General features: G+C 69.9%; 21 protein-coding genes and 3 pseudogenes. 9 read left to right on the top strand and 15 right to left on the bottom strand.

All coding sequences use genetic code 11. From position 1 onward, the window contains the following. Window positions 1-254 precede the first annotated feature (254 nt). The 4 genes from x551_RS07965 to x551_RS07950 form a co-directional block, all read right to left on the bottom strand. Window positions 255-791 carry a hypothetical protein gene (locus x551_RS07965; RefSeq protein ID WP_051495718.1) on the bottom strand — a complete coding sequence of 179 codons (537 nt, stop codon included), beginning with the start codon at window positions 789-791 and terminating at the stop codon, window positions 255-257. Between the two features lie 70 nt (window positions 792-861). Further along, window positions 862-1,569: a 7-cyano-7-deazaguanine synthase QueC gene (queC, locus tag x551_RS07960; protein ID WP_011827871.1), complete on the bottom strand. Its 708-nt coding sequence runs from the start codon at window positions 1,567-1,569 to the stop codon at window positions 862-864. A gap of 7 nt (window positions 1,570-1,576) precedes the next feature. Next, window positions 1,577-2,866: a glutamate-5-semialdehyde dehydrogenase gene (locus x551_RS07955; protein WP_036232411.1), complete on the bottom strand. Its 1,290-nt coding sequence runs from the start codon at window positions 2,864-2,866 to the stop codon at window positions 1,577-1,579. Between the two features lie 46 nt (window positions 2,867-2,912). Then, window positions 2,913-3,878, bottom strand: a complete 966-nt coding sequence (locus x551_RS07950) for an AEC family transporter (RefSeq protein ID WP_036232412.1) — start codon at window positions 3,876-3,878, stop codon at window positions 2,913-2,915. A gap of 85 nt (window positions 3,879-3,963) precedes the next feature. Here x551_RS07950 and x551_RS07945 point away from each other — a divergent pair, with 85 nt between their 5' ends. Further along, window positions 3,964-4,401, top strand: a complete 438-nt coding sequence (locus tag x551_RS07945; RefSeq protein WP_036232414.1) for a universal stress protein — start codon at window positions 3,964-3,966, stop codon at window positions 4,399-4,401. Between the two features lie 129 nt (window positions 4,402-4,530). On the opposite strand, the gene x551_RS25105 is transcribed toward x551_RS07945, so the two are convergent. Both x551_RS25105 and x551_RS07935 read right to left on the bottom strand, forming a co-directional pair. Beyond that, window positions 4,531-5,091: a hypothetical protein gene (locus tag x551_RS25105; protein ID WP_152543457.1), complete on the bottom strand. Its 561-nt coding sequence runs from the start codon at window positions 5,089-5,091 to the stop codon at window positions 4,531-4,533. Then, window positions 5,088-7,678, bottom strand: a pseudogene (locus x551_RS07935) (DNA topoisomerase III). Before x551_RS07935 ends, x551_RS25105 begins: the two are co-directional and overlap by 4 nt. A gap of 134 nt (window positions 7,679-7,812) precedes the next feature. Here x551_RS07935 and x551_RS07930 point away from each other — a divergent pair. The 3 genes and pseudogenes from x551_RS07930 to x551_RS07920 all read left to right on the top strand — a co-directional run bounded on the left by x551_RS07930 (window position 7,813) and on the right by x551_RS07920 (window position 9,915). Further along, entirely contained in the window at window positions 7,813-8,334 is a 522-nt protein-coding gene (locus x551_RS07930; protein ID WP_036248072.1) for an SET domain-containing protein-lysine N-methyltransferase, read from the top strand. 19 nt (window positions 8,335-8,353) lie between these two features. Continuing rightward, window positions 8,354-9,213, top strand: a pseudogene (locus tag x551_RS07925) (biotin--[acetyl-CoA-carboxylase] ligase). Between the two features lie 246 nt (window positions 9,214-9,459). Next, window positions 9,460-9,915 carry a hypothetical protein gene (locus tag x551_RS07920; protein WP_036248069.1) on the top strand — a complete coding sequence of 152 codons (456 nt, stop codon included), beginning with the start codon at window positions 9,460-9,462 and terminating at the stop codon, window positions 9,913-9,915. Between the two features lie 24 nt (window positions 9,916-9,939). On the opposite strand, the pseudogene x551_RS27025 reads toward x551_RS07920, so the two are convergent. From x551_RS27025 to tkt, 4 genes and pseudogenes are all read right to left on the bottom strand, one after another. After that, window positions 9,940-11,225, bottom strand: a pseudogene (locus x551_RS27025) (S8 family serine peptidase). Continuing rightward, entirely contained in the window at window positions 11,117-11,935 is an 819-nt protein-coding gene (locus x551_RS25795) for a hypothetical protein (protein ID WP_161727991.1), read from the bottom strand. Before x551_RS25795 ends, x551_RS27025 begins: the two are co-directional and overlap by 109 nt. 183 nt (window positions 11,936-12,118) lie before the next feature. After that, a complete protein-coding gene (gene gap, locus x551_RS07900) occupies window positions 12,119-13,135 on the bottom strand; it encodes a type I glyceraldehyde-3-phosphate dehydrogenase (protein ID WP_011827861.1) in 1,017 nt (338 codons plus the stop codon). A 149-nt stretch (window positions 13,136-13,284) separates the two neighbouring features. Further along, the gene (gene tkt / locus x551_RS07895; RefSeq protein ID WP_081771262.1) at window positions 13,285-15,327 is read right to left on the bottom strand and encodes a transketolase; all 2,043 of its coding nucleotides are present in this window, start codon (window positions 15,325-15,327) and stop codon (window positions 13,285-13,287) included. Window positions 15,328-15,397: 70 nt separating this feature from the next. Here tkt and speD point away from each other — a divergent pair, with 70 nt between their 5' ends. The 3 genes from speD to x551_RS07880 are packed head-to-tail and all read left to right on the top strand — an operon-like array spanning window position 15,398 to window position 17,198. Further along, window positions 15,398-15,775, top strand: coding sequence for an adenosylmethionine decarboxylase (speD, locus tag x551_RS07890; protein WP_036232419.1), 378 nt, complete (start codon window positions 15,398-15,400; stop codon window positions 15,773-15,775). Continuing rightward, window positions 15,772-16,476, top strand: coding sequence for an N-acetylmuramate alpha-1-phosphate uridylyltransferase MurU (murU, locus tag x551_RS07885; RefSeq protein ID WP_036232420.1), 705 nt, complete (start codon window positions 15,772-15,774; stop codon window positions 16,474-16,476). The genes speD and murU overlap by 4 nt, the downstream gene beginning before the upstream one ends. A gap of 5 nt (window positions 16,477-16,481) precedes the next feature. Continuing rightward, a complete protein-coding gene (locus x551_RS07880; RefSeq protein ID WP_036232422.1) occupies window positions 16,482-17,198 on the top strand; it encodes a hypothetical protein in 717 nt (238 codons plus the stop codon). Between the two features lie 6 nt (window positions 17,199-17,204). Here x551_RS07880 and x551_RS07875 read toward each other — a convergent pair whose 3' ends face one another. Further along, window positions 17,205-18,197: an aldo/keto reductase gene (locus x551_RS07875; RefSeq protein WP_011827856.1), complete on the bottom strand. Its 993-nt coding sequence runs from the start codon at window positions 18,195-18,197 to the stop codon at window positions 17,205-17,207. Window positions 18,198-18,299: 102 nt separating this feature from the next. Here x551_RS07875 and x551_RS07870 point away from each other — a divergent pair, with 102 nt between their 5' ends. Next, entirely contained in the window at window positions 18,300-19,664 is a 1,365-nt protein-coding gene (locus x551_RS07870) for an aminopeptidase P N-terminal domain-containing protein (protein ID WP_036232424.1), read from the top strand. 22 nt (window positions 19,665-19,686) lie between these two features. On the opposite strand, the gene x551_RS07865 is transcribed toward x551_RS07870, so the two are convergent. Continuing rightward, on the bottom strand, window positions 19,687-20,073 hold the full coding sequence (locus x551_RS07865) for a hypothetical protein (protein WP_036232426.1): 387 nt from the start codon (window positions 20,071-20,073) through the stop codon (window positions 19,687-19,689). A gap of 280 nt (window positions 20,074-20,353) precedes the next feature. Between x551_RS07865 and x551_RS07860 the strand changes: the two genes are divergently transcribed. Beyond that, window positions 20,354-20,566: a hypothetical protein gene (locus x551_RS07860; protein ID WP_011827853.1), complete on the top strand. Its 213-nt coding sequence runs from the start codon at window positions 20,354-20,356 to the stop codon at window positions 20,564-20,566. Window positions 20,567-20,576: 10 nt separating this feature from the next. Here the strand turns inward: x551_RS07860 and x551_RS07855 are convergent, their stop codons facing one another. The 3 genes from x551_RS07855 to x551_RS07850 all read right to left on the bottom strand — a co-directional run. Then, complete coding sequence (locus x551_RS07855) at window positions 20,577-21,695, bottom strand: tartrate dehydrogenase (protein ID WP_036248060.1); 1,119 nt, start codon at window positions 21,693-21,695, stop codon at window positions 20,577-20,579. Next, window positions 21,692-21,889: a hypothetical protein gene (locus x551_RS23370; protein ID WP_051511896.1), complete on the bottom strand. Its 198-nt coding sequence runs from the start codon at window positions 21,887-21,889 to the stop codon at window positions 21,692-21,694. The genes x551_RS07855 and x551_RS23370 overlap by 4 nt, the downstream gene beginning before the upstream one ends. Continuing rightward, the coding region (locus x551_RS07850; RefSeq protein ID WP_051511895.1) for an FAD-dependent oxidoreductase at window positions 21,886-23,196 on the bottom strand (1,311 nt) is incomplete at its 5' end. The genes x551_RS23370 and x551_RS07850, both read right to left, overlap by 4 nt.

Genomic DNA, 23,196 nt, shown 5'->3' with positions numbered 1-23,196 from the left:
CAACGAGCCGCCCGGCACACACCGCAGCCACCGCGTCGGCGGTGTGCGCCAGCAGGGTGGCCAGCGGGAGGGACGGCGGTACAGGAGCGCTCACGGCCGCGCAGTGTAGGCGGCCGCCGGCCGCGCCAGGCCCGGCCGGCTCAGCGGCGCTCAGGCACGGTCACCGAACGACGAGGCGATCTGGGAGTCCGGCCCGCGGTCCGGTGTGGCGGCCTGGAGGGCGGCAGCTGGCCGGAAGCCGAACAGGCTGGCGATCAGCCGCGTGGGCAGCTCATGGACCGCCGCATTGAAGTCGGAAACCGCATCCTTGAAGACACGCCGCGTGAAGGCGATCTGGCGTCGGTTTCCTGCAGGTCGCTCAACAGCGTGACCACGCGCTCCAGCGTCGCCTGCGTGTCGAAGCGATCGACGCGCGTCTCGACCAGCACGCGCAACGGCCGCAGCGCCCCTTCGAGCACCTGCTCGGCGAGTCCGAGGCTCTGGATCGCGCCGGCACTGGTGGGCCGCCCCTGGGCGTGGTCGGCCGCGGCCTGGGCCTGCCGGGTCGCGGCCATCACGGTCTGCAGCATCGCGACGCCCACCGCGTCGCCCATCGCCGGCCGCGCCTCGTCGCTGGCCAGCAACTCGGTGAGCTCGAAGGCCAGCGCCTGGCGGCGACGCAGTTGGGCGTCGATCGGCACCCAGCTCGCACCGACCGCGCTGCGCAGGCGCACCAGCCGGTTGTAGGCCCCGACGCCCCAGAACAGCAGCAGGGCCAGCAGCGCCAGGAGGACGGTGCGCGTCGTGCTCATCGGGAACGGGCGGGGGCCGGCATGGCTGCCGACTCTACGCCAGCCGTCGCGGCCGCCGCGGCGTGCGTCGTCAGGCGCCGGCGCACCAGGCCTCGTAGCCCTTGCGCCGCAGCTCGCAGGCCGGGCAGGCATTGCAGCCGTAGCCCCAGGCGTGGCGCACGCTGCGGTCGCCGAGGTAGCAGCTGTGGGTGTGCTCGAGGATCAGCTCGTTCAAGGCGCGGCCGCCCAGGCGATCGGTGAGCGCCCAGGTCCGGGCCTTGTCGAGCCACATCAGCGGCGTTTCTATCGTCATCGGCGTGGCCATGCCCAGGCTGAGCGCGACCTGCAGCGCCTTGAGTGTGTTGTCGCGGCAGTCAGGGTAGCCGGAGTAGTCGGTCTCGCACATGCCGCCGACCAGCACGCTGAGGTTGCGCCGGTAGGCCACGGTGGCCGCGAAGCCGAGGAACAGCAGGTTGCGCCCCGGCACGAAGGTGCTCGGCAGGCCGTTGGCCTGCATCTCGATCGCGCGCGCCGAGGTCAGCGCGGTGTCGGAGATCTGGCCGAGCAGACCGAGGTCGAGCACGTGGTCGTTGGCCAGCCGGCCGGCCCACAGCGGGAACGACCGCGCGATCGCCTCGCGCACCTGCACGCGGCATTCGAGTTCGACGACGTGGCGCTGGCCGTAGTCGAAGCCGATGGTCTCCACGTGCGCGTGGTGCTCCAGCGCCCAGGCCAGGCAGGCGGTCGAGTCCTGGCCGCCGGAGAACAGGACGAGGGCGCCGCGCGGATCGAGGCTCATGCGCCGATCAGGTGCGGACCTCGCCCTGCCCGAACACCACCCACTTCATCGAGGTGAGCCCCTCGAGGCCCACCGGCCCGCGGGCGTGGAATTTGTCGGTGCTGATGCCGATCTCGGCGCCCAGGCCGAACTCGAAGCCATCGGCGAAGCGCGTGCTGGCGTTGACCATCACGCTGGCCGAGTCGACCTCGCGCAGGAATCGCATCGCGTTCGGGTGGTTCGTGGTCAGGATCGCGTCGGTGTGGTGCGAACCGTAGCGGTTGATGCGGGCGATCGCCTCGTCGAGCGAGTCGACCAGCTTGATGCTGATGACAGGCGCCAGGTACTCCTCGGCCCAGTCGGCCTCGGTCGCGTCGACCAGCTTCGCGCCCGGCACCGCGGCCAGCAGCGCCTTGGCGCGCGGGCCGCAGCGCATCTCCACACCCTTGGCCGCGAACACCGCGCCGATGCGTGGCAGGAAGGCCGCCGCGACATCGCGGTGCACCAGCAGCGACTCGGCCGCATTGCAGGGGCTGTACTTCTGGGTCTTGGCGTTGTCGGTCACGCGCACCGCGAGGTCGAGGTCCGCGCCGGCGTCGACGTAGACGTGGCAGTTGCCGTCCAAGTGCTTGATGACCGGCACCGTGGCCTCGGCGGCGATGCGCTCGATCAGGCCCTTGCCGCCGCGCGGAATGATCACGTCGACGTACTGCGGCATCGCGATCAGCCGGCCAACCGCGGCGCGGTCGGTGGTGGGCACCAGTTGCACGGCATCGCCCGGCAGCCCGGCCTCGGCCAGCGCGCGCGCCACCAGCGCCATCAGCGCCGTGTTGGAGTGCAGCGCCTCGGAACCCCCGCGCAGGATCGCGGCGTTGCCGCTCTTGATGGCCAGCGAGGCGGCGTCGATCGTCACGTTCGGCCGGCTCTCGTAGACCATGCCGAACACGCCCAGCGGCACCCGCATCTGGCCGACGGTGATGCCGCTCGGGCGCCGGCGCAGGTTCGTCATCTCACCGATCGGGTCGGGCAGCGCGGCGACCTGCTCGCAGCCTTCGGCCATCAGCGCGATCACCTTGTCGGTGAGGCGCAGGCGGTCGACCATCGGTGCGGCCAGGCCGGCGCGGGTGGCGACGTCGAGGTCGCGCGCGTTCTCCGCGGCCAGCCGCGCAGCCCCGGCCCGGATCTCGCGGGCCAGCGTCAGCAGCGCTGCGTTCTTGGCCGCCGTCGAGGCGGCGGCCATCGCCGTCGACGCGGCGCGTGCCGCGCTGCCCAGGCGGTCCATCAGCGCGATCACGGGGGTGGCGTCGGGTGCGTTCATTACCGGATTGTCGCAAAGCAGGGCCGGCCCTGCCGGTCCATCGGGCTCAGCTCAGCCACTGCGTCAACAGCAACCACAACGGCGCCGTGGCGGCGAAGGCCAGCGTCGAGATCACGATCGCTGCGGTGGCCTCCGCCTCGCCGCTGCGGTAGCGCTGCGCGAACATCAGCGCGTTCGAACCGGTCGGCATCGCCGCGGCCATGACGATCACCGCCAGCGCCAGCCCGCGCAAGCCCATGCCGTAGCCGACCGCGAGCACCAGCGCCGGCTGCGCCAGCAGCTTGGCCGCCGCCAGCAGCAGCGCCGGGCCCGCCGCGCCGCGAAGGCCGTAGTGGCCGAGCGACAGGCCGATCGCGACCAGACACAACGGCACGACCGCGGTGCCCAGCATCTGCAGCACCTCGTCGATCGGGCCGGGGATGGGCGCGCCCGTCAGGTTCCAGGCCATGCCGGCGAGCACCGGCAGCACGATCGGGTGGATGACGGTGTTGCGCGCCGTCAGCAGCAGCGTGCGCGACAGCGATGCCGGCGCGCCGGCGTCGCGCGCCATCGCGTGGGCGAGGTCGCGCTCGACCAGCAGCGTCAGCACGGTGAGCAGGATCAGCGCATGCAGGCTGACGATCGACAGGTGCAGCTGCAGGCCGATCTCTCCGAACAGCGCCGCGGCCATCGGGATGCCGAGCTGGGCGTTGTTGCCGAACGAGGCGGTGATGGCTCGCACCGCGGGCTGTGCCGCTGCAGCGGCGCGGCACCGGCGCTGCTGCAGGTACACCAACAGCACCCAGCCCACCACCGGCACGAAGAAGGCCCCCAGCGCCTGCCAGGGCAGCGTGCCCAGGTCGATGCGCGCCGTGGCACGGAACAGCAGCGCCGGCGCGAACACGTAGAACGCCGCATTCGACAGGATGCGCGCCGCCTCGCCGCCGGCGAACGGCTTGCAGCGGCCGGCCACCCAGCCGATGCCGATCGTCACGAAGATCGCCAGGAGCTTGAGGAAGATCAACGGAGACATGGATCGAGTATCCGGGAGCTGCGGAAGCGGTCGCGCATCACTCCGTCGTGAACTAGTCTTTCAAGACACAGCCAAGGAGGTTGCCATGTTCAAGCACCTGCTATTGCCGACCGACGGATCCAGCCCTTCCGAGGTGGTGGCCCGCAAGGCCCTGCAGTTCGCCAAGGAACAGCAGGCCCGCGTCACCGCGATCCACGTCGTGCCGACCTTCCATACGCTGACCTACCGCACCACGATGCTCGAGGACACCCGCGAGGAGTTCGTGGCCGAATGCAAGGCCCAGGCGAGCAAGTTCCTGGCCGAGGTGGAGCGCGCGGCACAGGAAATCGGGGTGCCCTGCCGCAGCCTGATGGTCACGCACGATCACCCCTACGAGGCGATCAACGACACGGCGGCGCAGTCGGGCTGCGACCTGATCGTGATGGCCTCGCACGGCCGCCGCGGCCTCAAGGGCCTGTTGCTGGGCAGCGAGACCCAGAAGGTGCTGACGCACGCCTCGGTGCCGGTGCTGGTGCTGCGCTGATCCCGAGTTGCGTTCACGTCCCCCGGTACGGGCCGGAGGACGCTTCGAACTGTCGCATCCTATCGAGTGCACCGAGCCGAAGCGCCCCAGCGACTTGACGGGGTTGAACGCGAGTTGGCATGAGCCGACTCACTGGTAGGTCGGCGAGATCGTGCTGTTGATACGAACGGATCCGCGCAGCTGTGGTGAGGTCACCGTTTCGCAGCGTTGCTCGAAGTCGGCGGCGAAGCGGTTCAACCGACCGGTGGAGTCGTAGCCGATCTCCAGAATGATGAATGAGCCGAACACCTCATTGCAGCCGCGGCCATCGCCATAGAAATCCACACCGTTGTGCCCGTTGCGAAAAGCGGCACGCCAAGCGTCGACATACGTTCCCGGCACCAAGGGCTCGCCGTTCGGGGAAGCCAGATCAATCGACCACCGGTGTGAAAGGTCAGGAGCTTCGAAGGAGGCGCGGAAGTATCCCGCCGAGTAGGTGGTCGACACCGTGCTGTCGACATCGCTGTACTTCGCAGACTCGCCCTGGGAGATGTAATCGCCGGTAGCGCCTCGAAATGAGATCGTGGTACGCGGTGGTTGGTCATCCCCGCCGCCGCCGCCGCATCCAGCCACAAACAACGTCGCGACCAGGCAAAGCACCTTCATTGCACGCCCCTGACGCACCTGCACCGTGCAAGCTGTCGACTTCATGATTTGGTGCCGGCGCGAACGCCGGACTTCTTGGCGGGCACCTTGGCCGCCCGCGGCTCGAACTCGAAGCCGACCTTGCCTTCCTTGGCGTCCCAGGCCAGGCGCGCCTTGAACTTGCGCCGCGTCTTGTTGGACACGAAGTTCTCCAGCAGCTCGGTCTTGCCTTCCTGCAGCAGCCGAGTCATCTGCTCGCGCGCCACCGGCTGCTGCAGGATGATCTTGCCGCTCTTGAAGTCGCAGGTGACGTGCGCGCCGACCGCGTGCTCGCAGACGTAGCTGCTGCCGTGCTCGTAGACATGCCCCTTGCACTTGGGGCAGGCGCCCAGGCTCTGCTGCGCCGAGAAGTCGACCGGCGTGCCGTCGCCTTCGCCCTTCTTGGCGTCGTCGCCGAAGTCGAACTCGAGTTTCCAGTTGGCGATCTCGTCGTCGTACGCCAGCTTGAGTTCGGCCGTGAAGGGCCAGCCGGCCTTGGAGCGGAAGCCTCGAGCGGGCCGATCTTCTTGTCGGCGATGAAGGACTCCACCTCGTCGAGCTCGAAGCTGCGCCCGCCGGGGATCTTGCTGATGCTGAAGCCGCAGCCCTCGGCGTCACCTGATTGCCCGGCACAGGTGAAGCGGCGGTAGTTCTCCTTCACGACGCCGCCGCATTTCGGGCAGGGCGTCTTCAGCGTCGCATAGTCACCGGGGATGGTGTCGCGGTCGTACTCCTTGGCCTTGGCGACGATCTTCTGCGTCATCGCGGCGATCTCGCGCATGAAGGCGTCGCGGCTGAGCTTGCCCTTCTCCATCTCGGCGAGCTGGTACTCCCAGTTGCCGGTCAGCTCGGGCTGGGTCAGCTCCTCGACCTGCAGGCCGCGCAGCAGCGTCATCAGCTGGAAGGCCTTGGCGGTGGGGATCAGCTCGCGGCCGTCGCGGTGCATGTACTTCTCGAGGATCAGGCCTTCGATGGTCTGCGCGCGGGTGGCCGGCGTGCCCAGCCCCTTCTCCTGCATCGCCTCGCGCAGTTCGTCGTCGTCGATCAGCTTGCCGGCGCTTTCCATCGCCGACAGCAGCGTGGCCTCGGTGTAGCGTGCCGGCGGCTTGGTCTTGAGCGCGTTGACGTCGACACTCTCGGTGCGCACCACTTCGCCGGGCTCGACCGGCACCAGCGTGGCATCCGCATCTTCCACGTCGCGGCCATAGACGGCCAGCCAGCCCGGCTTGACCATCACCTTGCCGTGGGTCTGGAACCGATGTTCAGCGCTGCCCGCCTTGACGGTGGAGATGCGCGTCGTGACCAGGAACTCGGCCGGCGGGTAGAACACCGCGAGGAAGCGCTTGACCACCAGGTCGTAGAGCTTGGCCTCCACCTCGGTCAGGCTCTTGGGCGCCTGCAAGGTCGGAATGATCGCGAAGTGGTCCGAGACCTTGGCGTTGTCGAAGATGCGCTTGTTGGGCTTGACGTAGCCCTCCTTCACCGCCTTGCGGGCGTGCGCCGACAGAGCCTTCAGCGGCCCGGGCAGATCCTCGGCGGCGAGCATCTCCATCGTCTGCTTCACGACGCCGACGTAGTCTTCCGGCAGCGCCTTGCTGTCGGTCCGCGGGTAGGTCAGCACCTTGTGCTTCTCGTACAGCGCTTGCGCGATGCTGAGCGTGGTCTTGGCCGAGAAGCCGAAGCGCGAGTTGGCCTCGCGCTGCAGCAGCGTCAGGTCATAGAGCTGCGGGCTGCTCTGTGTGCTGGGCTTGGATTCCTCGGTCACGGTGGCCGGCTGGCCGCGCACCGCCTGCGCGATGGCCTGCGCATCGGCCTCGTTCCAGAGCCGGTCGGCGCGGCGCTCGGCATCGTCGTTCTTCTTCCATGCCGGGTCGAACCACTTGCCCTCGTACTCGCCGGCCTGGGCGGCGAACGTGGCCTTGAGCTCCCAGTAGTCGCGCGCCACGTGCTTGCGGATCTTCTCCTCGCGCTCGACCACGATGCTGAGCGTGGGCGTCTGCACCCGGCCGACGGTGGTGAGGAAGAAACCGCCGTCGCGCGAGTTGAAGGCCGTCATCGCTCGCGTACCGTTGATGCCGACCAGCCAGTCGGCCTCGCTGCGGCTGCGGGCGGCGTCGGCCAGGCCGCGCAGATCGGCGTCGGAGCGCAGGCGCTCGAAGCCGTCGCGGATCGCCTGCGGCGTCATGCTCTGAAGCCACAGGCGGCGCACCGGCTTGTCGATCGGCTTCTTCTCGGTGCCGGCGTACTGCACGATGAGGCGGAAGATCAGCTCGCCCTCGCGTCCCGCGTCACAGGCATTGATGAGCTCGCCGACGTCCTTGCGCTTGACCTGCTTGACCACCGCGTTGAGCCGGCTCTTGGCCTTGTCGATCGGTGCGAGATCGAAGTGCGGCGGGATCACCGGCAGGTGGGCGAAGCTCCACTTGCCGCGCTTCACGTCGTACTCCTCGGGCGCCTTGATCTCGACCAGGTGGCCGACCGCCGAGGTGACGACGTAGTGCTCGTTCTCGAAGTGATCGTCGTGCTTCTCGAACTTGCCGCTCGTGGGCGTCAGGGCCCGCACGATGTCTTGTGCGACGGAAGGTTTCTCGGCGATGACCAGTGCTTTGCTCATGTTCTCGATGTCGTTGTCGCCCGATCGCAGCGCCGTCCCGCACGCCAACGCGGCGGGGCGTCCCTACAATCCGGGCTCTCGCGCGCACGCGCTCACGCGCGCGCACCCATGATTCAATGTAGCCAAACTCGAACATGACGCAATCGACGCGCCGCAAGTCCGTCCCCGCCCCCCGGGCCGCCCGACAGGAGGCCGCCCCCGCGAACCGCGACGGCCGGCGCATCCAGGTGCGGCGCTCCGGCGTGCACGGCAAGGGCGTCTTCGCGTTGCGGCCGCTGGCCAAGGGCGAGACGCTGATCGAGTACACCGGCGAGGTGATCGACTGGCCCGAGGCGCTGCGCCGCCATCCGCACGACCCCACCGACCCGCACCATACCTTTTACTTCAGCATCGATGAAGACCACGTGATCGACGCCAAGGTCGGCGGCAACGCGGCACGCTGGATCAACCACGCCTGCGCCCCCAACTGCGAGGCCGACGAGACAGACGGCCGCGTGTTCATCAGGACGCTGCGTGCCGTCAAGGCCGGCGAGGAGCTGTTCTACGATTACGGCCTGGTGATCGACGAGCGCTACACCCCCAAGCTGAAGAAGCAGTACGAATGCCGCTGCGGGCACAAGGCCTGCCGCGGCACCATGCTCGCGCCCAAGCGCTGACATCGTGCCCGACGCTGCCGTGCCTCCGCTACGCCGTGCCGTCGACGCGCCAGGCGCAGGCCTCGCGCCGCTGCGCTGGCCGCTCGAGGCGCTGTGGGCGCAGCTCGAGCCTTTGAGGCCCGGCCTCAGCGTCGAGGCACTGGTCGAGACCGACTCCACCAGCACGCGCCTGCTGGAGCGTGCCCGCAACGGCGACAGCGCGCCCTGCCTGTTGGTCGCCGAACGACAGACGGCCGGCCGCGGGCGGCTCGGCCGCACCTGGTTCTCCGACACCGGATCCTCGTCGACGGCCGATGGCCTGGGTTCGCTGACCTTCTCGCTCGGCCTGACGCTGGCCCCGCGGACTGGTCGGGTCTGTCGCTCGCCGTCGGCGTGGCGCTGGCCGAGGCCCTGCATCCCCGCGTTCGACTCAAGTGGCCGAACGATCTGTGGCTCACCGACGAAACGGCCCCCGACACTCCGGGACGCAAGCTTGGCGGCGTACTGATCGAAACCGTCGCGCTGCCCGATGGCAGCCGGCATGCCGTGATCGGTGTCGGCCTGAATCTGACGCGCCCCGAAACGCGACCCGAGTTCACCCAGGCGCCTGCGGGCTGGCGCGAGATCGAGCCGCTGGCACGCGCGCCAGAGTTGCTGGCGCGGCTGGCCCCGCCGCTGTTCATCGCCCTGGGGGTCTTCGAACAACAGGGCTTCGCGGCCTTCACGGCGCGCTTCGCAGCGCGCGACGCGCTGGCCGGCCGTCCGGTGCAGACCACGGACCCCGGCGCCGAGCACGGCGTGGCCGACGGGGTCGATGCCCGTGGGGCACTGCGTGTGCGGACCGAACGCGGCGAGGAGTGCCTGATCCGCAGCGGCGAAGTGAGCGTGCGACCATGCTGAGGGCACTGGTGCTGGTGCTGCTGCTGGCCAACGCGGGCTTCTGGGCCTGGCGGCAGGGCTGGCTCGCGCCGCTGCACGGCGCGATCGGCGCCCGCCCCGAAGGCGAGCGCGAGCCCGAACGCCTGACGATGCAGGTCGATCCCGACCGCCTCCGCCTGATCCCGGCTGAAGCGGCCTCGACCCCTGCCGCCGTGGCAGCGAGCGCAGCGACCAGCCCCGCCTCTGCCCCGCCCAGCCGCGCCCCCGATGGCCTGCCTCGAGGCGGGCCCCTACAGCACGGCGGAACTGACGGTCGCCGAGGCGGCCGTCAAGGCCGCGCTGCCGGACCTCGGCTGGTCCGAGCGCGAACTCACGACGACCTGGTGGGTCGCGATGGGCCCATTCGCCGAGGCCGAGCAGATGCAGAAGAAGCGCGACGAACTGAAGCGCCGCAGCATCGCCCCCGAACTGGCCAGCGCCGCGCCCGGCAGCGCGCCGCTGCTGGTGATCAGCCGCCACGACAGCCGCGCCGCTGCGGAGAGCGAACTGACGACGCTGCTGGACCGCGGCGTGCGCACCGCCCGCGTGGTCAATGCCAGCGTGCCGCTGCGCCTGCTACGCGTGGCGCAGGCCAGTGAGGCGCAGCAGGCGGCGCTGGCCGCGCTGCCGGCCGACAAGTTGCGCGGCAAGGCATTCCTGCCCTGTCCGGCCGACACGCTCTGAACTGCGAGCGGAGAGCCCGCGCCGTCAAGCGTCGCGCCCTGCGCTCAGCCGCCAGGCAGCCCCCACGGCCAGCGCCAGTGCCAGCAGGTAGGCCGGGCCGCCGAGGGCACCGCCACCGCCCCCCCCTCCGTTCGGCGACGCCGACACCACCGTCACGCGCCGCGACACGGTGGATTGCGTCGGGGGGTTGTTGTCATCGGTCACCGTGACCGCGACGGTGAAGCTTCCCGCTCCGGTCGGCGAGACGACACAGTTGGCCGAGCACCCGGAGACACTGCCGCTGACGATGCCGCCGCCGTCGACCAGGCTCCAGCTGAGGCTGCTGAGGTTGCGGCCGCTGATCAACCGGAATACGTCGGCCGTCAGAGAAACGTCTTGCCCCGCCCTCGGCGTCGCCGTGTTGACGACGATGTCGGCGATCAGGCCCGCGGCCGCGGAACGCACGGCCGCGCGAGCATCGAGCATACCGGCGCCGCAGGTGGTGGTGGTGCAGTCGCACTCGATCTGGTCGATGGGGTCGCCATTGACATCGAAACGCGGCGCCGTGCAGGCGGGCGCGCTGGTGCTCGGGAAACGGCGCGAGCCGCCCTGGATCAGGCCCCGGATCTCGTCCGGCGTGAGCGTGGGCTGCACCGCGAGCATCAGCGCGGCCACGCCCGACACCAGCGGCGCCGAGAAGCTGGTGCCGACGGTGATGTCGTTCGTGCCGTCGGTGTAGGCCGAGGAGGCCGGCCCCTGCGAGCCGGAATTGGTCGTGGTGAGCAGCGGGTAGAGGCAGGGCCCGAAATCGTTGACGCAGTTGCCGGCAGGCGCACTGATCGAGACCGCCGACCCGAGGTCGGAGAAACCGACCTTGGTGCCGGAGTGACGCAGGCCACCGACAGCCAGCACGCCACTGCAATTGCCCGGCGCACCGACCGCATGGCCGTTCGTATTGCCAGCAGCAGCCACCACCAGCGCGCCGGCGGCCACCACGTCGTCGACAGCGTCCTGGTACTCGCCGCAGCCCCCTCGGTGCCGAGGCTGAGGTTGAGTATCCGGGCCGGATTCGGATTGGCCGCGATGTTGGGCACGGTCAGGCCGGCCGCCCAGCGCATGCCGATCACCACATCCGACACGTAGCCGCCGCACTTGCCGAGCACCCGGACCGGCAGGACGCGGGTGTTCCAGCCGGTCCCGGCCATGCCCACGCCGTTGTTCGTCAGCGCGCCGACGATGCCGGCAACCTGCGTGCCGTGCCAGGAACTCGGGGCTCCGTTGTAATTGCCCAGTGAGTCCGGCGAGGTGCAGTGATAGAAGTCCCCACCCACCGAGTTGTCTTCCTGCTGGGTGATCCAGTCACCCGGATCGCTGGCGTTGCTGTCACGCCCGTTGCCATCGTTCGACTCCGGCAGGTACTGACGAAATCGTAGCCGGCCAGCAACTTGCCGGCGAGGTCGGGATGATCGAAGCGCACCCCCGTGTCCAGCACCGCCACGACCACGCTGGCGCTGCCTTGCGTGATGTCCCAGGCACGGGTGGCGTCGATCGCCGAGAGCGCCGGGGCGGCGGGAGTGCGCAGATACCACTGCCCCACGGCAGGGCCGTCGGCGCCGCCAAGCGTGTGCAACGGATCGTTCGGCACGGCCAGCGGCCTCACCCGACGATCGACCACCGCGAACTCAACGTCCGGATCGGCACGGAGTCGCCGCGCCAATGTCTCCGAATCGATGCCCCTGGCCAGCACGACCTGGGAGCGTTCGCTGATGGCACGGTGCGCGCGCAAGGCAAGACCGCGACGTTGGGCGACCGCGTCCATCCGTGCGGCGAGACGCTGCACCGTCGCGCCCTGCCCGGCATGGGCGATGCTCACCCGGTCGCTGCCGGCGCCGCGAACGGCATCATCACGGTACTTGACGATCACCCGAGCCGACGGCAGGTCGTCTGCCACGCCACCGGCGGCCACCGCGGTGCCCACGACCATCGGCTGAATGAAAAACAGCACGACGAGTGCCGCGAGAACACGGACAGCGGCTTGCATTGAGTGCATCGGGGATTTCGAAAAAGCGATGGATGGAGTGTAGAGGCGCGACCGCACCGAGCTTGACATCTCACGCCCGGTATCGGCCTGCGTTGACAGAGCTTTACCCGATGGTGCGAAGCCAGCCCACGAAAAAGGCCCCAAAGGGCCTTTGTCTGACAGGGGGCCTGCGCAGCGCCGTGATCACTTGGCAGCCATCAGCGCTACGGTGGTGTCCAGCATGCGATTGCTGAAACCCCACTCGTTGTCATACCAGCTCAGCACCTTGACGAGCTTGCCGTCCGGCGAAACGCGGGTCTGGGTCGAGTCGAAGGTGCTGGACGCCGGGTCGTGGTTGAAGTCCACGCTCACCAGAGGCGCGGTGTTGTAGGCCAGGATGCCCTTGAGCTCGCCCTCGGCCGCAGCCTTCAGCACGGCGTTGACCTCCTCGAGCGTCGTGGCGCGCTTGGCGGTGAAGGTCAGGTCGACCACCGACACGTTGATGGTCGGCACGCGGATCGCGAAGCCATCGAGCTTGCCGTTCAGTTCGGGCAGCACCAGGCCCACCGCAGCGGCGGCGCCGGTCTTGGTGGGGATCATCGACTGCGTGGCGCTGCGCGCGCGACGCAGGTCCTCGTGGTACACGTCGGTCAGCACCTGGTCGTTGGTGTAAGCGTGGATGGTGGTCATCAGGCCCGACTCCAGGCCGATCTTCTCGTGCAGGGGCTTGACCAGCGGCGCCAGGCAGTTGGTGGTGCAGCTGGCATTGCTGATCACCGTGTCGGTGGCCTTCAGCACGCCGTGGTTGACACCGAACACGATGGTCGCGTCCACGTCCTTGCCGCCCGGCGCCGAGATGATGACCTTCTTGGCGCCGCCCTTCAGGTGCGCCGAGGCCTTTTCCTTGGTCGTGAAGAAGCCGGTGCACTCCATCACCACGTCCACGCCGAGCTCGCCCCAGGGCAGCTCGGCCGGGTTGCGGTTGGCCAGCACGCGGATCTTGTCGCCGTTGATGACCATGTAGTCGCCGTCGACGCTGACCGTGCCTGGGAACCTGCCATGCGCGGTGTCGTACTGCGTCAGGTGGGCGTTGGTCTTCGGGTCGCCCAGATCGTTGATCGCGACGATCTGGATGTCGTGCTTCTTGCCGCCCTCGTAGTGGGCGCGGAGCACGTTGCGGCCGATGCGGCCGTAGCCATTGATGGCAACTTTGATGGTCATGGTATGGGTCTTCCTCAGCTTCGGTTCAATCCGGATTCATTCAGGCCAGCATTCGACGACAAAACGCCCCGCGCCACCGCGCCGGCTCCGACATCCGGCCGCGCTCCCCGCGGCAGATGTCACGGAGCCTCGCAGCGGCGGGCGGGCCCTCACTTCTTCAGCACCCGGCGCACGGTCGCGGCCACGTTCTCGGCCGTGAAGCCGAAGTGCTTGAACAACGCACCGGCCGGGGCCGATTCGCCGTAGGTGTCGAGGCCGACGACGGCCGCGCAACCGTACTTCCACCAGCCATCGGTGACGCCGGCCTCCACCGCCACCCGCGGAAGCCCGTCGGGCAACACGCGGCGCTTGTAGGCCACGTCCTGGCGATCGAAGGTGGTGGTGCTGGGCATCGACACCACGCGCACCGCGATGCCGGCGGCGGCGAGCTGCTGCTGCGCATGCAGCGCGAGCTGCACCTCGGACCCGGTCGCGATGAGCACCGCCTGGGCCTTCCTCTTGAGCCCCACCTCGGCCGGCTCGGCCAGCACGTAGGCGCCGCGCGCCACCTCGTCGAGCCCGGCCTTCGGCAGGTAGGGCAGGTTCTGACGCGACAGCAGCAGCGCGGTCGGGCGGTCCACGTTCAGCAGCGCCTTGGTCCACGCGATCGTTGTCTCGGCCGTGTCGGCGGGGCGCCAGACATCGAGGTTCGGGATCAGCCGCAGGCTCGCGGCGTGCTCCACGCTCTGGTGCGTCGGGCCGTCCTCGCCGAGGCCGATGCTGTCGTGGGTGAAGACATGCACCACGCGCTGCTTCATCAGCGCGGCCATCCGGATGGCGTTGCGTGAGTAGTCGCTGAAGGTCAGGAAGGTGCCGCCGTAGGGGATGAAGCCGCCGTGCAGCGCGATGCCGTTCATCACCGCCGCCATGCCGAACTCGCGCACGCCGTAGTTGATGTGGCGGCCCCCGTTCGAGACACCTGCCGCATCGAAGCGCAGCGCCGGTGTGCTCTTGGTGTTGGTGAGGTTCGAGCCGGTGAGGTCGGCACTGCCGCCCAGCAGTTCGGGCAACGCAGCGGTGAAGGCCTCCAGCGCGAGCTGGCTGGCCTTGCGGCTGGCGACCGTCTCGGCCTTGGCGTGTGCCGCGATGGCAGCGTCCACTGCGATCTGCGCAAAGTTCTCCGGCAGCGCGCCCGCCATCCGGCGTTCGAACTCGGCCGCGGCGGCGGGATGGTCGGCGCGGTAGGCCTCGAAGCGGCCTTCCCAGTCGGCCTGCAGGTTGGCACCGGCGTCCTTGGCGTCCCAGTCGTTGTAGGCCTCGGCCGGGATCTCGAATGGCGCATGCGGCCAGCCGATCGCGGCCCGCGTGAGCGCAATCTCCTCGGCGCCGAGCGGCTCGCCGTGCGCCTTGGCGGTATTGGCGCGGTTCGGTGAACCCTTGCCGATCGCGGTCTCGCACACGATCAGACTGGGTTGGCCCGCGTGGCGCTTGGCTTGCGTGATCGCCGCGTCGACTGCATCGACATCGTGACCGTCGATCGGCCCGATCACATTCCAGCCGTAGGCCGCGAAGCGCTTCGCGGTGTCGTCCACGAACCACGGCGCCACCTGGCCATCGATGCTGATCCCGTTGTCGTCGTACAGCGCGATCAGCTTGTCGAGCTTCCAGGCGCCCGCCAGCGCGCTGGCCTCGTGGCTGATGCCCTCCATCAGGCAGCCGTCGCCGAGGAAGACATAGGTGTGATGATCGACGATGGCATGGCCGTCGCGATTGAACTCCGCCGCCAGCAGCTTCTCGGCCAGCGCCATGCCGACCGCGTTGCTGAGGCCCTGCCCCAGCGGGCCGGTGGTCGTCTCGACGCCCGGCGTGATACCGACCTCGGGGTGGCCCGGCGTCTTGCTGTGAAGCTGGCGGAAGTTGCGCAGTTCCTCGAGCGGCAGCGCATACCCGGTCAGGTGCAGCAGCGCATAGATCAGCATCGATCCGTGGCCGTTGCTCAGCACGAAGCGATCGCGGTCGGCCCAGAGCGGATTGGCCGGGTTGTGGCGCAGGTGCCGGCCCCACAGCGCGACCGCGATGTCGGCCATGCCCATCGGCGCGCCGGGGTGGCCCGAATTGGCCTGTTGCACTGCGTCCATCGCCAGCGCGCGGATCGCGTTGGCCATCAGCGAGGTGTCGGGGGTGGCGGGCGTGCGGGATTCGAGGGCAGCCATGGTTTGCAGGGGAAAAGGGCGCCACGGAAGCGGCAGAATCGACGATTTTACGAGCCCCGTCGCGCCACCCATGCAGGGTCTGCACCTCACCGCCGATTTGAGCGGCTGCCGCCGCGGCAGCCCGGCCCTGGTCGACGTGTCGGCGCTGCGCGCGCTGTGCCTGGGGGCCGTTCTCGACGCCGGCCTGCAGCCGGTCGGCGAGTGCTTCCATCCCTTCCCTTCCGAGGACGGCGAACCGCGCGGCGTCACCGGCGTGCTGCTGCTGGCCGAATCGCATCTCGCGGTGCACACGTGGCCCGAGCTGGACGCGGTGACGCTCGACGTGTATGCGTGCCACCGCCACGCCGACAACTCGGCGCGTGCCGAGGCCGTGATCGCGCGGCTGATCGAGGCCTTCGCGCCGGCGCGCGCCGAACGCCATGCGCTGCGCCGCGGGGCGGCCGCATGAACGCGCCCGCATTGATCCTTGCCGCCGGCCGCGGCGAGCGCATGCGCCCGCTGACCGACCACACACCCAAGCCGCTGCTACCGGTGCACGGCAAGCCGCTGATCGAGTGGCAGCTGGAGGCGCTGGCGCGCGACGGCGTGCGCCACGTGGTCATCAACACCGCCTGGCTCGAGGAGCAGTTCCCGGCCACGCTGGGCGACGGTTCGCGCTTCGGGCTGAGCATCCGCTACTCGATGGAAGGCCGGCACTACGGCGGCGCGCTCGAAACCGCCGGCGGGATCGCCACCGCGCTGCCGCTGTTGCAATCGGACACCTTTTGGGTCATGGCGGGCGATGCCTACATGCCCGGCTTCCGATTCGATGCGCAGCACGTGAACGACTTCATGGCCGGTGGCGATCTGGCCCACCTCTGGCTCGTGCCCAACCCGCCGCAACACCCCTGCGGCGACTTCGGCCTCAGTGACAAAGGCCGCATCCTGGCGGGCGACGATGCGGCGGTCATCACTCGTTACACGTACTCCACGGTGGGCTTGTTCCAATCGAGACTGGTCGAGGGCGTGCCGCCGGGGCAGAAGGCGCCGCTGCGACCTCATTTCGATGCGGCGATCGCCCGCGACCGGATCAGCGGCAGCCTCTACCTGGGGCCCTGGACCGACGTCGGTACGCCGCAACGCTGGCAGGCCTTGCAGGATGGGAGTTGAGAGCGATGGACGGGGTGGGCTCACCGCTGCTCTGGTTGCTGAGCGTGCCGGTCGCCGTGCTGCTGCAGCGCGGCGCCGTGCACGGCCTGCGCGCCGCCTGGCTGGCGCATGAACCGGTGTCCGGCGACCACACCGACTCGGTCGTCTACCACCGCAGCCTGTGGACCCCCGGCGAGCCCCAGGTGCTGGTCGCGGCCGGCCTGCTGCTGGCGAGCGGCCTGGCCGCTGCGGCAGGCCTGCAGCTCGAGGGCTGGCCGCTGTGGCCCGCCGGCTTGCTGTGGCTCGCCGCCGTGGTCTGGGACCTGTGGACCTGGGAGCGGGTGGCAGCGAGCGTCAAGTTCGTCTCGTGGCGGCGCGGCTGGCGGCATTCGGCGCGTCGCGTCGCGGTGTCGGACCTGAGCGAGGTCAACGTCGTCGAGCGGCGGCCGCGGGCGTCGCGGATTCCCGTCTGGGCGCGCCCCAGCACCTGCTATCTCGCGCTGGTGATGCGTGACGGCAAGGCGGTGAAGCTGCCGCGCACCGGCGCGCTGTTCGGCGGCGAGGCCGAGATCGAGCGCCTGGCCAATTTCGTGCGCATGCAGATGGACGTGGTGGCCGACAACCGCCGCCGTGCCGCCGCCGACAAGCGCTCGGCGGCGCGCCGCGCCATGCTGGAGCCGGTGCCGGTGCACCCGTCGAACCGCATCGATCCGCTGGCGCTGAACCGCGGCGGACCGGGCTGAGCCGGTTCAGGCTGCCAGCGGCTTCGTCACCGCGTCGATCCGTGCCAGCACCTCCGGCGTGAGCCGCGGCGCGAGCGTCAAGGCCTTCAGGTTGTCTTGCAGCTGTGCGATGCGGCTGGCCCCGAGGATCACGGTGCTGACGCGCGGATTGCGGTTCGCCCAGGCGATCGCGAGCTGCGCGACCGTGCCGCCCAGATCGGCGGCAATCTCCTCGAGCTGGCCGACCGCGGCGTTCTTCGCCGGATCCGTGAGGCCGTCGCGCAGGAAGGCCATGTTCTCAAGCGCGCCACGGCTGCCCTCGGGGATGCCGCGTCGGTACTTGCCAGTCAGCAGGCCGCTCGCCAACGGGCTCCAGGTGGTCAGGCCCAGCCCGATGTCCTCATAGAGCCGCGCGTACTCCTCCTCGACGCGGCGGCGGTGGAACAGGTGGTACTGCGGCTGCTCCATCACCGGCTTGTGCAGGTGGTGCCGGTCCGCGATCTCCCAGGCGGCACGGATCTCCTGGGCGCTCCATTCGCTGGTGCCCCAGTAGAGCAGCTTGCCGCGGGTGATGAGGTCGTGGAAGGCCCACACCGTCTCCTCGATCGGTGTGTGCGGGTCGGGCCGGTGGCAGAACACGAGGTCGACGAAGTCAAGCTGCAGCCGCCGCAGCGCGCCGTCGATCGCCTGGTGCAGGTACTTGCGATTCAGCGTGTCCTGTCCGTTGATGCGCGGCCGCTCGCCCGGTTTCGCACGGTCCAGTCCCCAGAAGAACTTGGTCGACACGACAACGTCGAGCCGTGGCAGCCCGAGCTGGCGCAGCGCCTCGCCCATGATCGACTCGCTGCGGCCGTTGGCATAGATCTCGGCGTTGTCGAAGAAGTTGACGCCGGCATCGAAGGCAGCCGCGAGCATGTCCTTCGCGGCGCTCACATCGACCTGGTTGTGATAGGTCACCCAGGACCCGAGCGACAGTTCACTGACCTGCAGGCCCGAGCGGCCGAGACGGCGGTATTGCATGAGAGGGACTCCTGGTCTTCGATGATCGGTACCGCGCGCGGCGGGCACCTTGCCCCTGCCGCGCTCACTACACTGCAAGCGTACCCAGAACCGCATCGCCCCATGAGCCCCTCCGTCTATGCCGAGCGCCGCGCACGCCTGAGCACCGCGCTGCGCGAGGCCGGTGGCGGCATCGCCGTGCTGCCGACCGCACCGGAGCGCACCCGCAACGCTGACAGCGAACACCCCTATCGCCACGACAGCGCGTTCTACTACCTGACCGGGTTCGCCGAGCCGGGCGCGCTGCTCGTCCTCGACGCCGCCGGCCGCAGCCTGCTGCTGTGCCGCCCGAAGGACGAGGAGCGCGAGATCTGGGATGGCTACCGGCTCGGCCCCGAGTCCGCGCCCGCCACGCTGGGCATCGACGAGGCGATGCCGATCGAGGCGCTGGACACGGTGTTGCCGCAGCGGCTCGCCAACTGCCCGGCGGTGTGGTTCCCGTTCGGCGGACACGAAGGGCTCGCGGGCCGCGTCGCGGACTGGCTCGACAGCGTGCGTGCGCGTTCACGCGCCGGCATCGAGTCGCCGACGCAGCAGCGCGATCTGGCGCGGCTGATCGACGAAATGCGCCTGTTCAAGGACCCGCACGAGGTGGCGCTGATGCGCCGCGCCGGCGAGATCGGTGCGGCCGGGCATGTGCGCGCGATGCAGGCCTGCCGGCCCGGCCTGCGCGAGTACCAGCTCGAGGCCGAGCTGTTGTACGAGTTCCGCCGCAGCGGTGCCAGCGGCCCGGCCTACACGAGCATCGTCGCCGCAGGCCGCAATGCCTGCGTGCTGCACTACGCCGCCGGCGACGCCGAGCTGCGGCCCGGCGAGCTGTGCCTGATCGACGCCGGCTGCGAGTACGGCAGCTATGCGAGCGACATCACGCGCAGCTTTCCGGTCGACGGCCGCTACACGGCGCCGCAACGCGCGCTCTACGAGCTGGTGTTGACCGCCCAGGAGGCCGCGATCGCCCACACCCGGCCCGGCGCCCGCAAGACCGACAGCCACTGGGCCGCGGTGCGCGCGCTGAGCGTCGGCCTGCTGGACCTGGGTCTGCTCGACCGCGACCGGCACGGCACGGTCGACGACGTGGTGGCCAGCGCCGCTTACCGGCGCTTCTACATGCACGGCACCGGCCACTGGCTGGGGCTGGACGTGCATGATGCCGGCGAGTACCTCGCGCTCGACGAGGCGCCGATCGAGCAGCCCAACGGGCTCGGCGGCCTCACCATCAAGAAGCCCTCGCGCCGTCTGCAGCCGGGCATGGTGGTCACGATCGAGCCCGGGCTCTACGTGCGGCCGGCCCCCGACGTGCCGGAGTGCTACTGGCACCTCGGCATCCGCATCGAGGACGACGCGCTCGTCACGCCCGATGGCTGCGAGCTGCTGAGCCGGGGCGTGCCGGTGCGGCCCGACGAGATCGAGGCGCTGATGCGCGGCTGAGTGCCGCGCGCCGCACCGGGGGCTATTGCAGTTGCCCGGGTGCGCGGTGCCACAGCCGCTGGGCGGCTTCGGCCGGATCGATGCCGACGGCGTCCGAGACCTCGGCGGTCGGCGTCAGGCGATCCCAATGGCCGAGCAGACGGTGCAGCGTGAGCCGGAACCCTTCGCTCAGCTGAGGGTGGTGACTCAGGCACCCGAGCTGCCGGCGCACCTTGGCCGCCATCAGCAGGCTCTGGCCGTGTGCCGCGAGCGGCTGGGCCAGCGCGGCCCGCTCCACCACGCCGGTCATCAAGGCCAGCGTGCCGGCCAGCAGCGCCTCGGCGCTCGGCAGCGTGCCGGGGTCGACGTCGTCGTCCGACAGTTCGGCCGGCAGACGGCGCACGGCGCCTTCGGGATCGTTGCGATTCATTGCGAGCCTCCACCGCGCGGACGCGGGCGTGCTGAGTCGTCGGACTGGCTCGGGTGGGGGCCCTGGCTGCGATGGCACGGGTTCGGAGACCGGCGCCATGGCTTGTATTGTAATGAGAATCATTCTTATTATTCAAGCCGCGCCGACACCTTCTCAGCACTCCGCCGTCCCCCCGATTCCCCGGGCCCGCCCGGGGCGCGGCGCCACCCAGATCGAGGATGAAACAAAACGTACAGAGGCTCATCATGGCAGCGTAGACACTCGCGACACGGGGGAAACGATGCAGGAGCGGTTCGAGCACCGCGGCAAGGCCGTCGAGGTGTGGACCACGGGGCGCCAGAAGGGCCCGTGGAACTGGGCGTATCGGATCGACAGCGGCGCACCGCGCGAGAGCCGCAACCGCTTGCTGTCGAACGAGGTGGTGGTGTTCAACGAGGGCAAGGCCGCGGCCTGCGCCGAACTCGACCGGCTGACACGCGCCGGCGCGCGCTGAGCCAACGCGCCTAAGGCGCGCCGGCCGCCACCTGCTCGGCGATCGCGCGCCCCATCACGGTCGTCGAGGCGTGGCCACCCAGGTCGGGCGTGCGCGGCCCGGTCACCAGCACCCGCTCGATCGCCGCCACGATGGCGTCGTGGGCCTGCAGATGGCGTGCGGTGTCCGCACCGATCGCGCCGCCGAGGAAGTCGAGCATCAGCGCGCCCGACCAGATCATCGCCACCGGGTTCGCGATCGCGCGACCGAAGATGTCGGGCGCCGAGCCGTGCACCGGCTCGAACAACGAGGGGAAATGGCGCTGCGGATTCAGGTTCGCCGAGGGCGCCAGGCCGATGGTGCCGGTGCAGGCCGGGCCCAGGTCGCTGAGGATGTCGCCGAACAGGTTGCTGGCGACCACGACGTCGAAGCGAGTCGGCTGCAGCACGAAGCGCGCGCTGAGGATGTCGATGTGCTGCTTGTCGACCGTGACCTCGGGGTAGCCCTGCGCCATCGCCTCGGCGCGTTCGTCCCACCACGGCATGCTGATGGCGATGCCGTTGGACTTGGTGGCGACGGTGAGGTGCTTGCGCGGCCGCGACTGCGCCAGCTCGAAGGCGAACTTCATCACCCGGTCGGTGCCGTGGCGCGAGAACACCGACTCCTGGATCACGATCTCGCGCTCGGTGCCTTCGAAGAGGCGCCCGCCAAGATGGGTGTACTCGCCCTCGGTATTCTCGCGCACCACGAAGAAGTCGATGTCGCCGGGCTTGCGCGGCCGGCCGTCGCGGTCGACCAGCGGACATGGCACGCCGTCGAACAGCCGCACCGGGCGCAGGTTGACGTACTGGTCGAACTCGCGGCGGAACTTGAGCAGCGAGCCCCACAGCGACACGTGGTCGGGCACCACCGCCGGCCAGCCGACCGCGCCGAAGTAGATGGCGTCGTAGCCGCTCAGCGTCGCGAACCAGTCGTTGGGCAGCATCTGCCCGGTGCGCTGCCAGTAGGCGGCGCAGGCCCAGTCGAAATGATCGAACTGCAGCGGCAGTTCGAAGCGCTGCGCCGCGACCTCCAGCACGCGCAGGCCCTCCGGCATCACCTCCTGCCCGATGCCGTCGCCGGGAATCACCGCAATGCGATGGGGCTTCATGTCGGTCTCCTCGAAGTCTCGGTGCCGCCCAGGGCCTGCGCGACCGCCTGGCCCGCCAGTGTGCCGCGCGTGTAGGCCTCCTCGAATACCGAGCTGGCCGACAGGTCGGCGTGGGCGAAATGCAGCCGCCCCTGCGCCGTGCCCAGCGCGGCCAGCGCCGCGTCGCCGCGCAGCCCGGGGGTCGGCACGATCATCGCGTGACCGTAGCGCATCGAGTCGACCGCGCCAGCCGCTGCGGCAGGTCGGGGTGCGCCGGCAGCAGGTCGGCCAGCACCGCGTCGCGCCAGGCAGTCCACGGCGCCGTCAGCAGACGGGCCCGCTGCGCCTTCAGTTCGGCGCGCGATTGCCCGCCGAGCGCCCAGTAGTGCGTCAGCACCGTCGGGCCGGGCACCGGGCGCAGGCTCTGGTGCATCGCATCGACATAGCCCAGCGCCGGGCTGCCGGCGATCACGTTGTCCCAGGCCGGCGGCGGACCGGGGCGGTCGATCAGCGGCGCATGCAGTTGCAGGTTGCTGACCAGCCAGGGCGCATAGGTGAGCCGCGGCACCACGTCGGCCAGCGCCGCCGGCCGCGCATCGATCAGCCGCGACGCGACGAACAGCGGCACGCAGACGACGACCTGCCGCGCCAGCCAGCGCTCCGGCCGCGCCGCCCGCGCATTCCAGACCTCGAGCGCCACCTCGTGACGCGACGGCGTGATGCGGGTCAGCACCGCGGCGGTCTGCAGGCGCTCGTCGAGTCCGCGTGCCAGCCTTTCGGTCAGCCACGCATTGCCTTCGGGCCAGGTCAGCACCGCGTCGGCGGGCTCGGCGGCGTCTTCGCCAGGGACATGGAAGCCGTGGCGGCTCGCGAAGTAATGAATCCCGGCCCAGGCCGACACGAGACCGAGACCGGCGCCGTAGTCGTCTCGGCAACCGTAGTCCAGATAGGCGAGCAGACGCGCGTCGTCGTAGCCCTGCTCGTTCAGCCAAGCGGCGAAGCTGAGCGCATCGAGGGCCGCCAGGCCCGTGCTCCAGCGGCTGCGCAGCGTGGGCATCGCGAAGCTCAGCGTGCGCTGCAGTGTCCCCACCTCGGCGGCAAAGCGCTGCATCTGCGCCAGCGTGCCGACCCCGGCGCCGTCCAGCGGCAGCAGGCCTTCGTGCCAGCGGCCGGGCGCGATGGCATCGACCTGGGCGGACGGCACGAACACCCGCTCCTGCGGCGCATGGCAGAGATGGCGTTCGTCGTAGACCGTGCGGCCGGCCTCGCTGCGCGCCACGCCCAGTTCGTGCAGCAGTTCGGTGACCTCGCGTGCCTCGGGGCCGGGCAACGGCAGGTAGTGCGCGCCGAGCGGACAGCGCATGCCGCCCATGGCGTGCGCGCGCGCATTGCCGCCGGCCGCGTCTTCCAGTTCGAACACGCGGAAGTCGTCGATGCCGGCGTGACGCAGCGACCGCGCCGCCGCCAGCCCGGCCACCCCGGCACCGACGATGGCGACGCTGCAGCGCCGCGTGCCGTCGGC

This window comes from Methylibium sp. T29 (genome assembly GCF_000576205.1).
GTDB classification, from domain to species: Bacteria; Pseudomonadota; Gammaproteobacteria; order Burkholderiales; family Burkholderiaceae_C; genus Methylibium; species Methylibium petroleiphilum.
The sequence above is the reverse complement of the archived record's forward strand: the minus strand, read 5'-3'. Positions and strand labels throughout refer to the sequence as shown.

What these genes read in the sequence shown, in the direction of transcription:
- x551_RS07930 (WP_036248072.1), top strand. Translation starts at nt 7,813, where the DNA reads ATGACGCAATCGACGCGCCGCAAGTCCGTCCCCGCCCCCCGGGCCGCC.
- x551_RS07920 (WP_036248069.1), top strand. Translation starts at nt 9,460, where the DNA reads ATGGCCTGCCTCGAGGCGGGCCCCTACAGCACGGCGGAACTGACGGTC.
- x551_RS25105 (WP_152543457.1), bottom strand. Translation starts at nt 5,091, where the DNA reads ATGAAGTCGACAGCTTGCACGGTGCAGGTGCGTCAGGGGCGTGCAATG.
- x551_RS07965 (WP_051495718.1), bottom strand. Translation starts at nt 791, where the DNA reads ATGAGCACGACGCGCACCGTCCTCCTGGCGCTGCTGGCCCTGCTGCTG.
- x551_RS25795 (WP_161727991.1), bottom strand. Translation starts at nt 11,935, where the DNA reads ATGCAAGCCGCTGTCCGTGTTCTCGCGGCACTCGTCGTGCTGTTTTTC.
- x551_RS07860 (WP_011827853.1), top strand. Translation starts at nt 20,354, where the DNA reads ATGCAGGAGCGGTTCGAGCACCGCGGCAAGGCCGTCGAGGTGTGGACC.
- x551_RS07945 (WP_036232414.1), top strand. Translation starts at nt 3,964, where the DNA reads ATGTTCAAGCACCTGCTATTGCCGACCGACGGATCCAGCCCTTCCGAG.
- murU (WP_036232420.1), top strand. Translation starts at nt 15,772, where the DNA reads ATGAACGCGCCCGCATTGATCCTTGCCGCCGGCCGCGGCGAGCGCATG.
- x551_RS07950 (WP_036232412.1), bottom strand. Translation starts at nt 3,878, where the DNA reads ATGTCTCCGTTGATCTTCCTCAAGCTCCTGGCGATCTTCGTGACGATC.
- queC (WP_011827871.1), bottom strand. Translation starts at nt 1,569, where the DNA reads ATGAGCCTCGATCCGCGCGGCGCCCTCGTCCTGTTCTCCGGCGGCCAG.
- x551_RS07955 (WP_036232411.1), bottom strand. Translation starts at nt 2,866, where the DNA reads ATGAACGCACCCGACGCCACCCCCGTGATCGCGCTGATGGACCGCCTG.
- x551_RS23370 (WP_051511896.1), bottom strand. Translation starts at nt 21,889, where the DNA reads ATGATCGTGCCGACCCCCGGGCTGCGCGGCGACGCGGCGCTGGCCGCG.
- speD (WP_036232419.1), top strand. Translation starts at nt 15,398, where the DNA reads ATGCAGGGTCTGCACCTCACCGCCGATTTGAGCGGCTGCCGCCGCGGC.
- x551_RS07870 (WP_036232424.1), top strand. Translation starts at nt 18,300, where the DNA reads ATGAGCCCCTCCGTCTATGCCGAGCGCCGCGCACGCCTGAGCACCGCG.
- x551_RS07880 (WP_036232422.1), top strand. Translation starts at nt 16,482, where the DNA reads ATGGACGGGGTGGGCTCACCGCTGCTCTGGTTGCTGAGCGTGCCGGTC.
- x551_RS07875 (WP_011827856.1), bottom strand. Translation starts at nt 18,197, where the DNA reads ATGCAATACCGCCGTCTCGGCCGCTCGGGCCTGCAGGTCAGTGAACTG.
- x551_RS07855 (WP_036248060.1), bottom strand. Translation starts at nt 21,695, where the DNA reads ATGAAGCCCCATCGCATTGCGGTGATTCCCGGCGACGGCATCGGGCAG.
- gap (WP_011827861.1), bottom strand. Translation starts at nt 13,135, where the DNA reads ATGACCATCAAAGTTGCCATCAATGGCTACGGCCGCATCGGCCGCAAC.
- tkt (WP_081771262.1), bottom strand. Translation starts at nt 15,327, where the DNA reads ATGGCTGCCCTCGAATCCCGCACGCCCGCCACCCCCGACACCTCGCTG.
- x551_RS07865 (WP_036232426.1), bottom strand. Translation starts at nt 20,073, where the DNA reads ATGAATCGCAACGATCCCGAAGGCGCCGTGCGCCGTCTGCCGGCCGAA.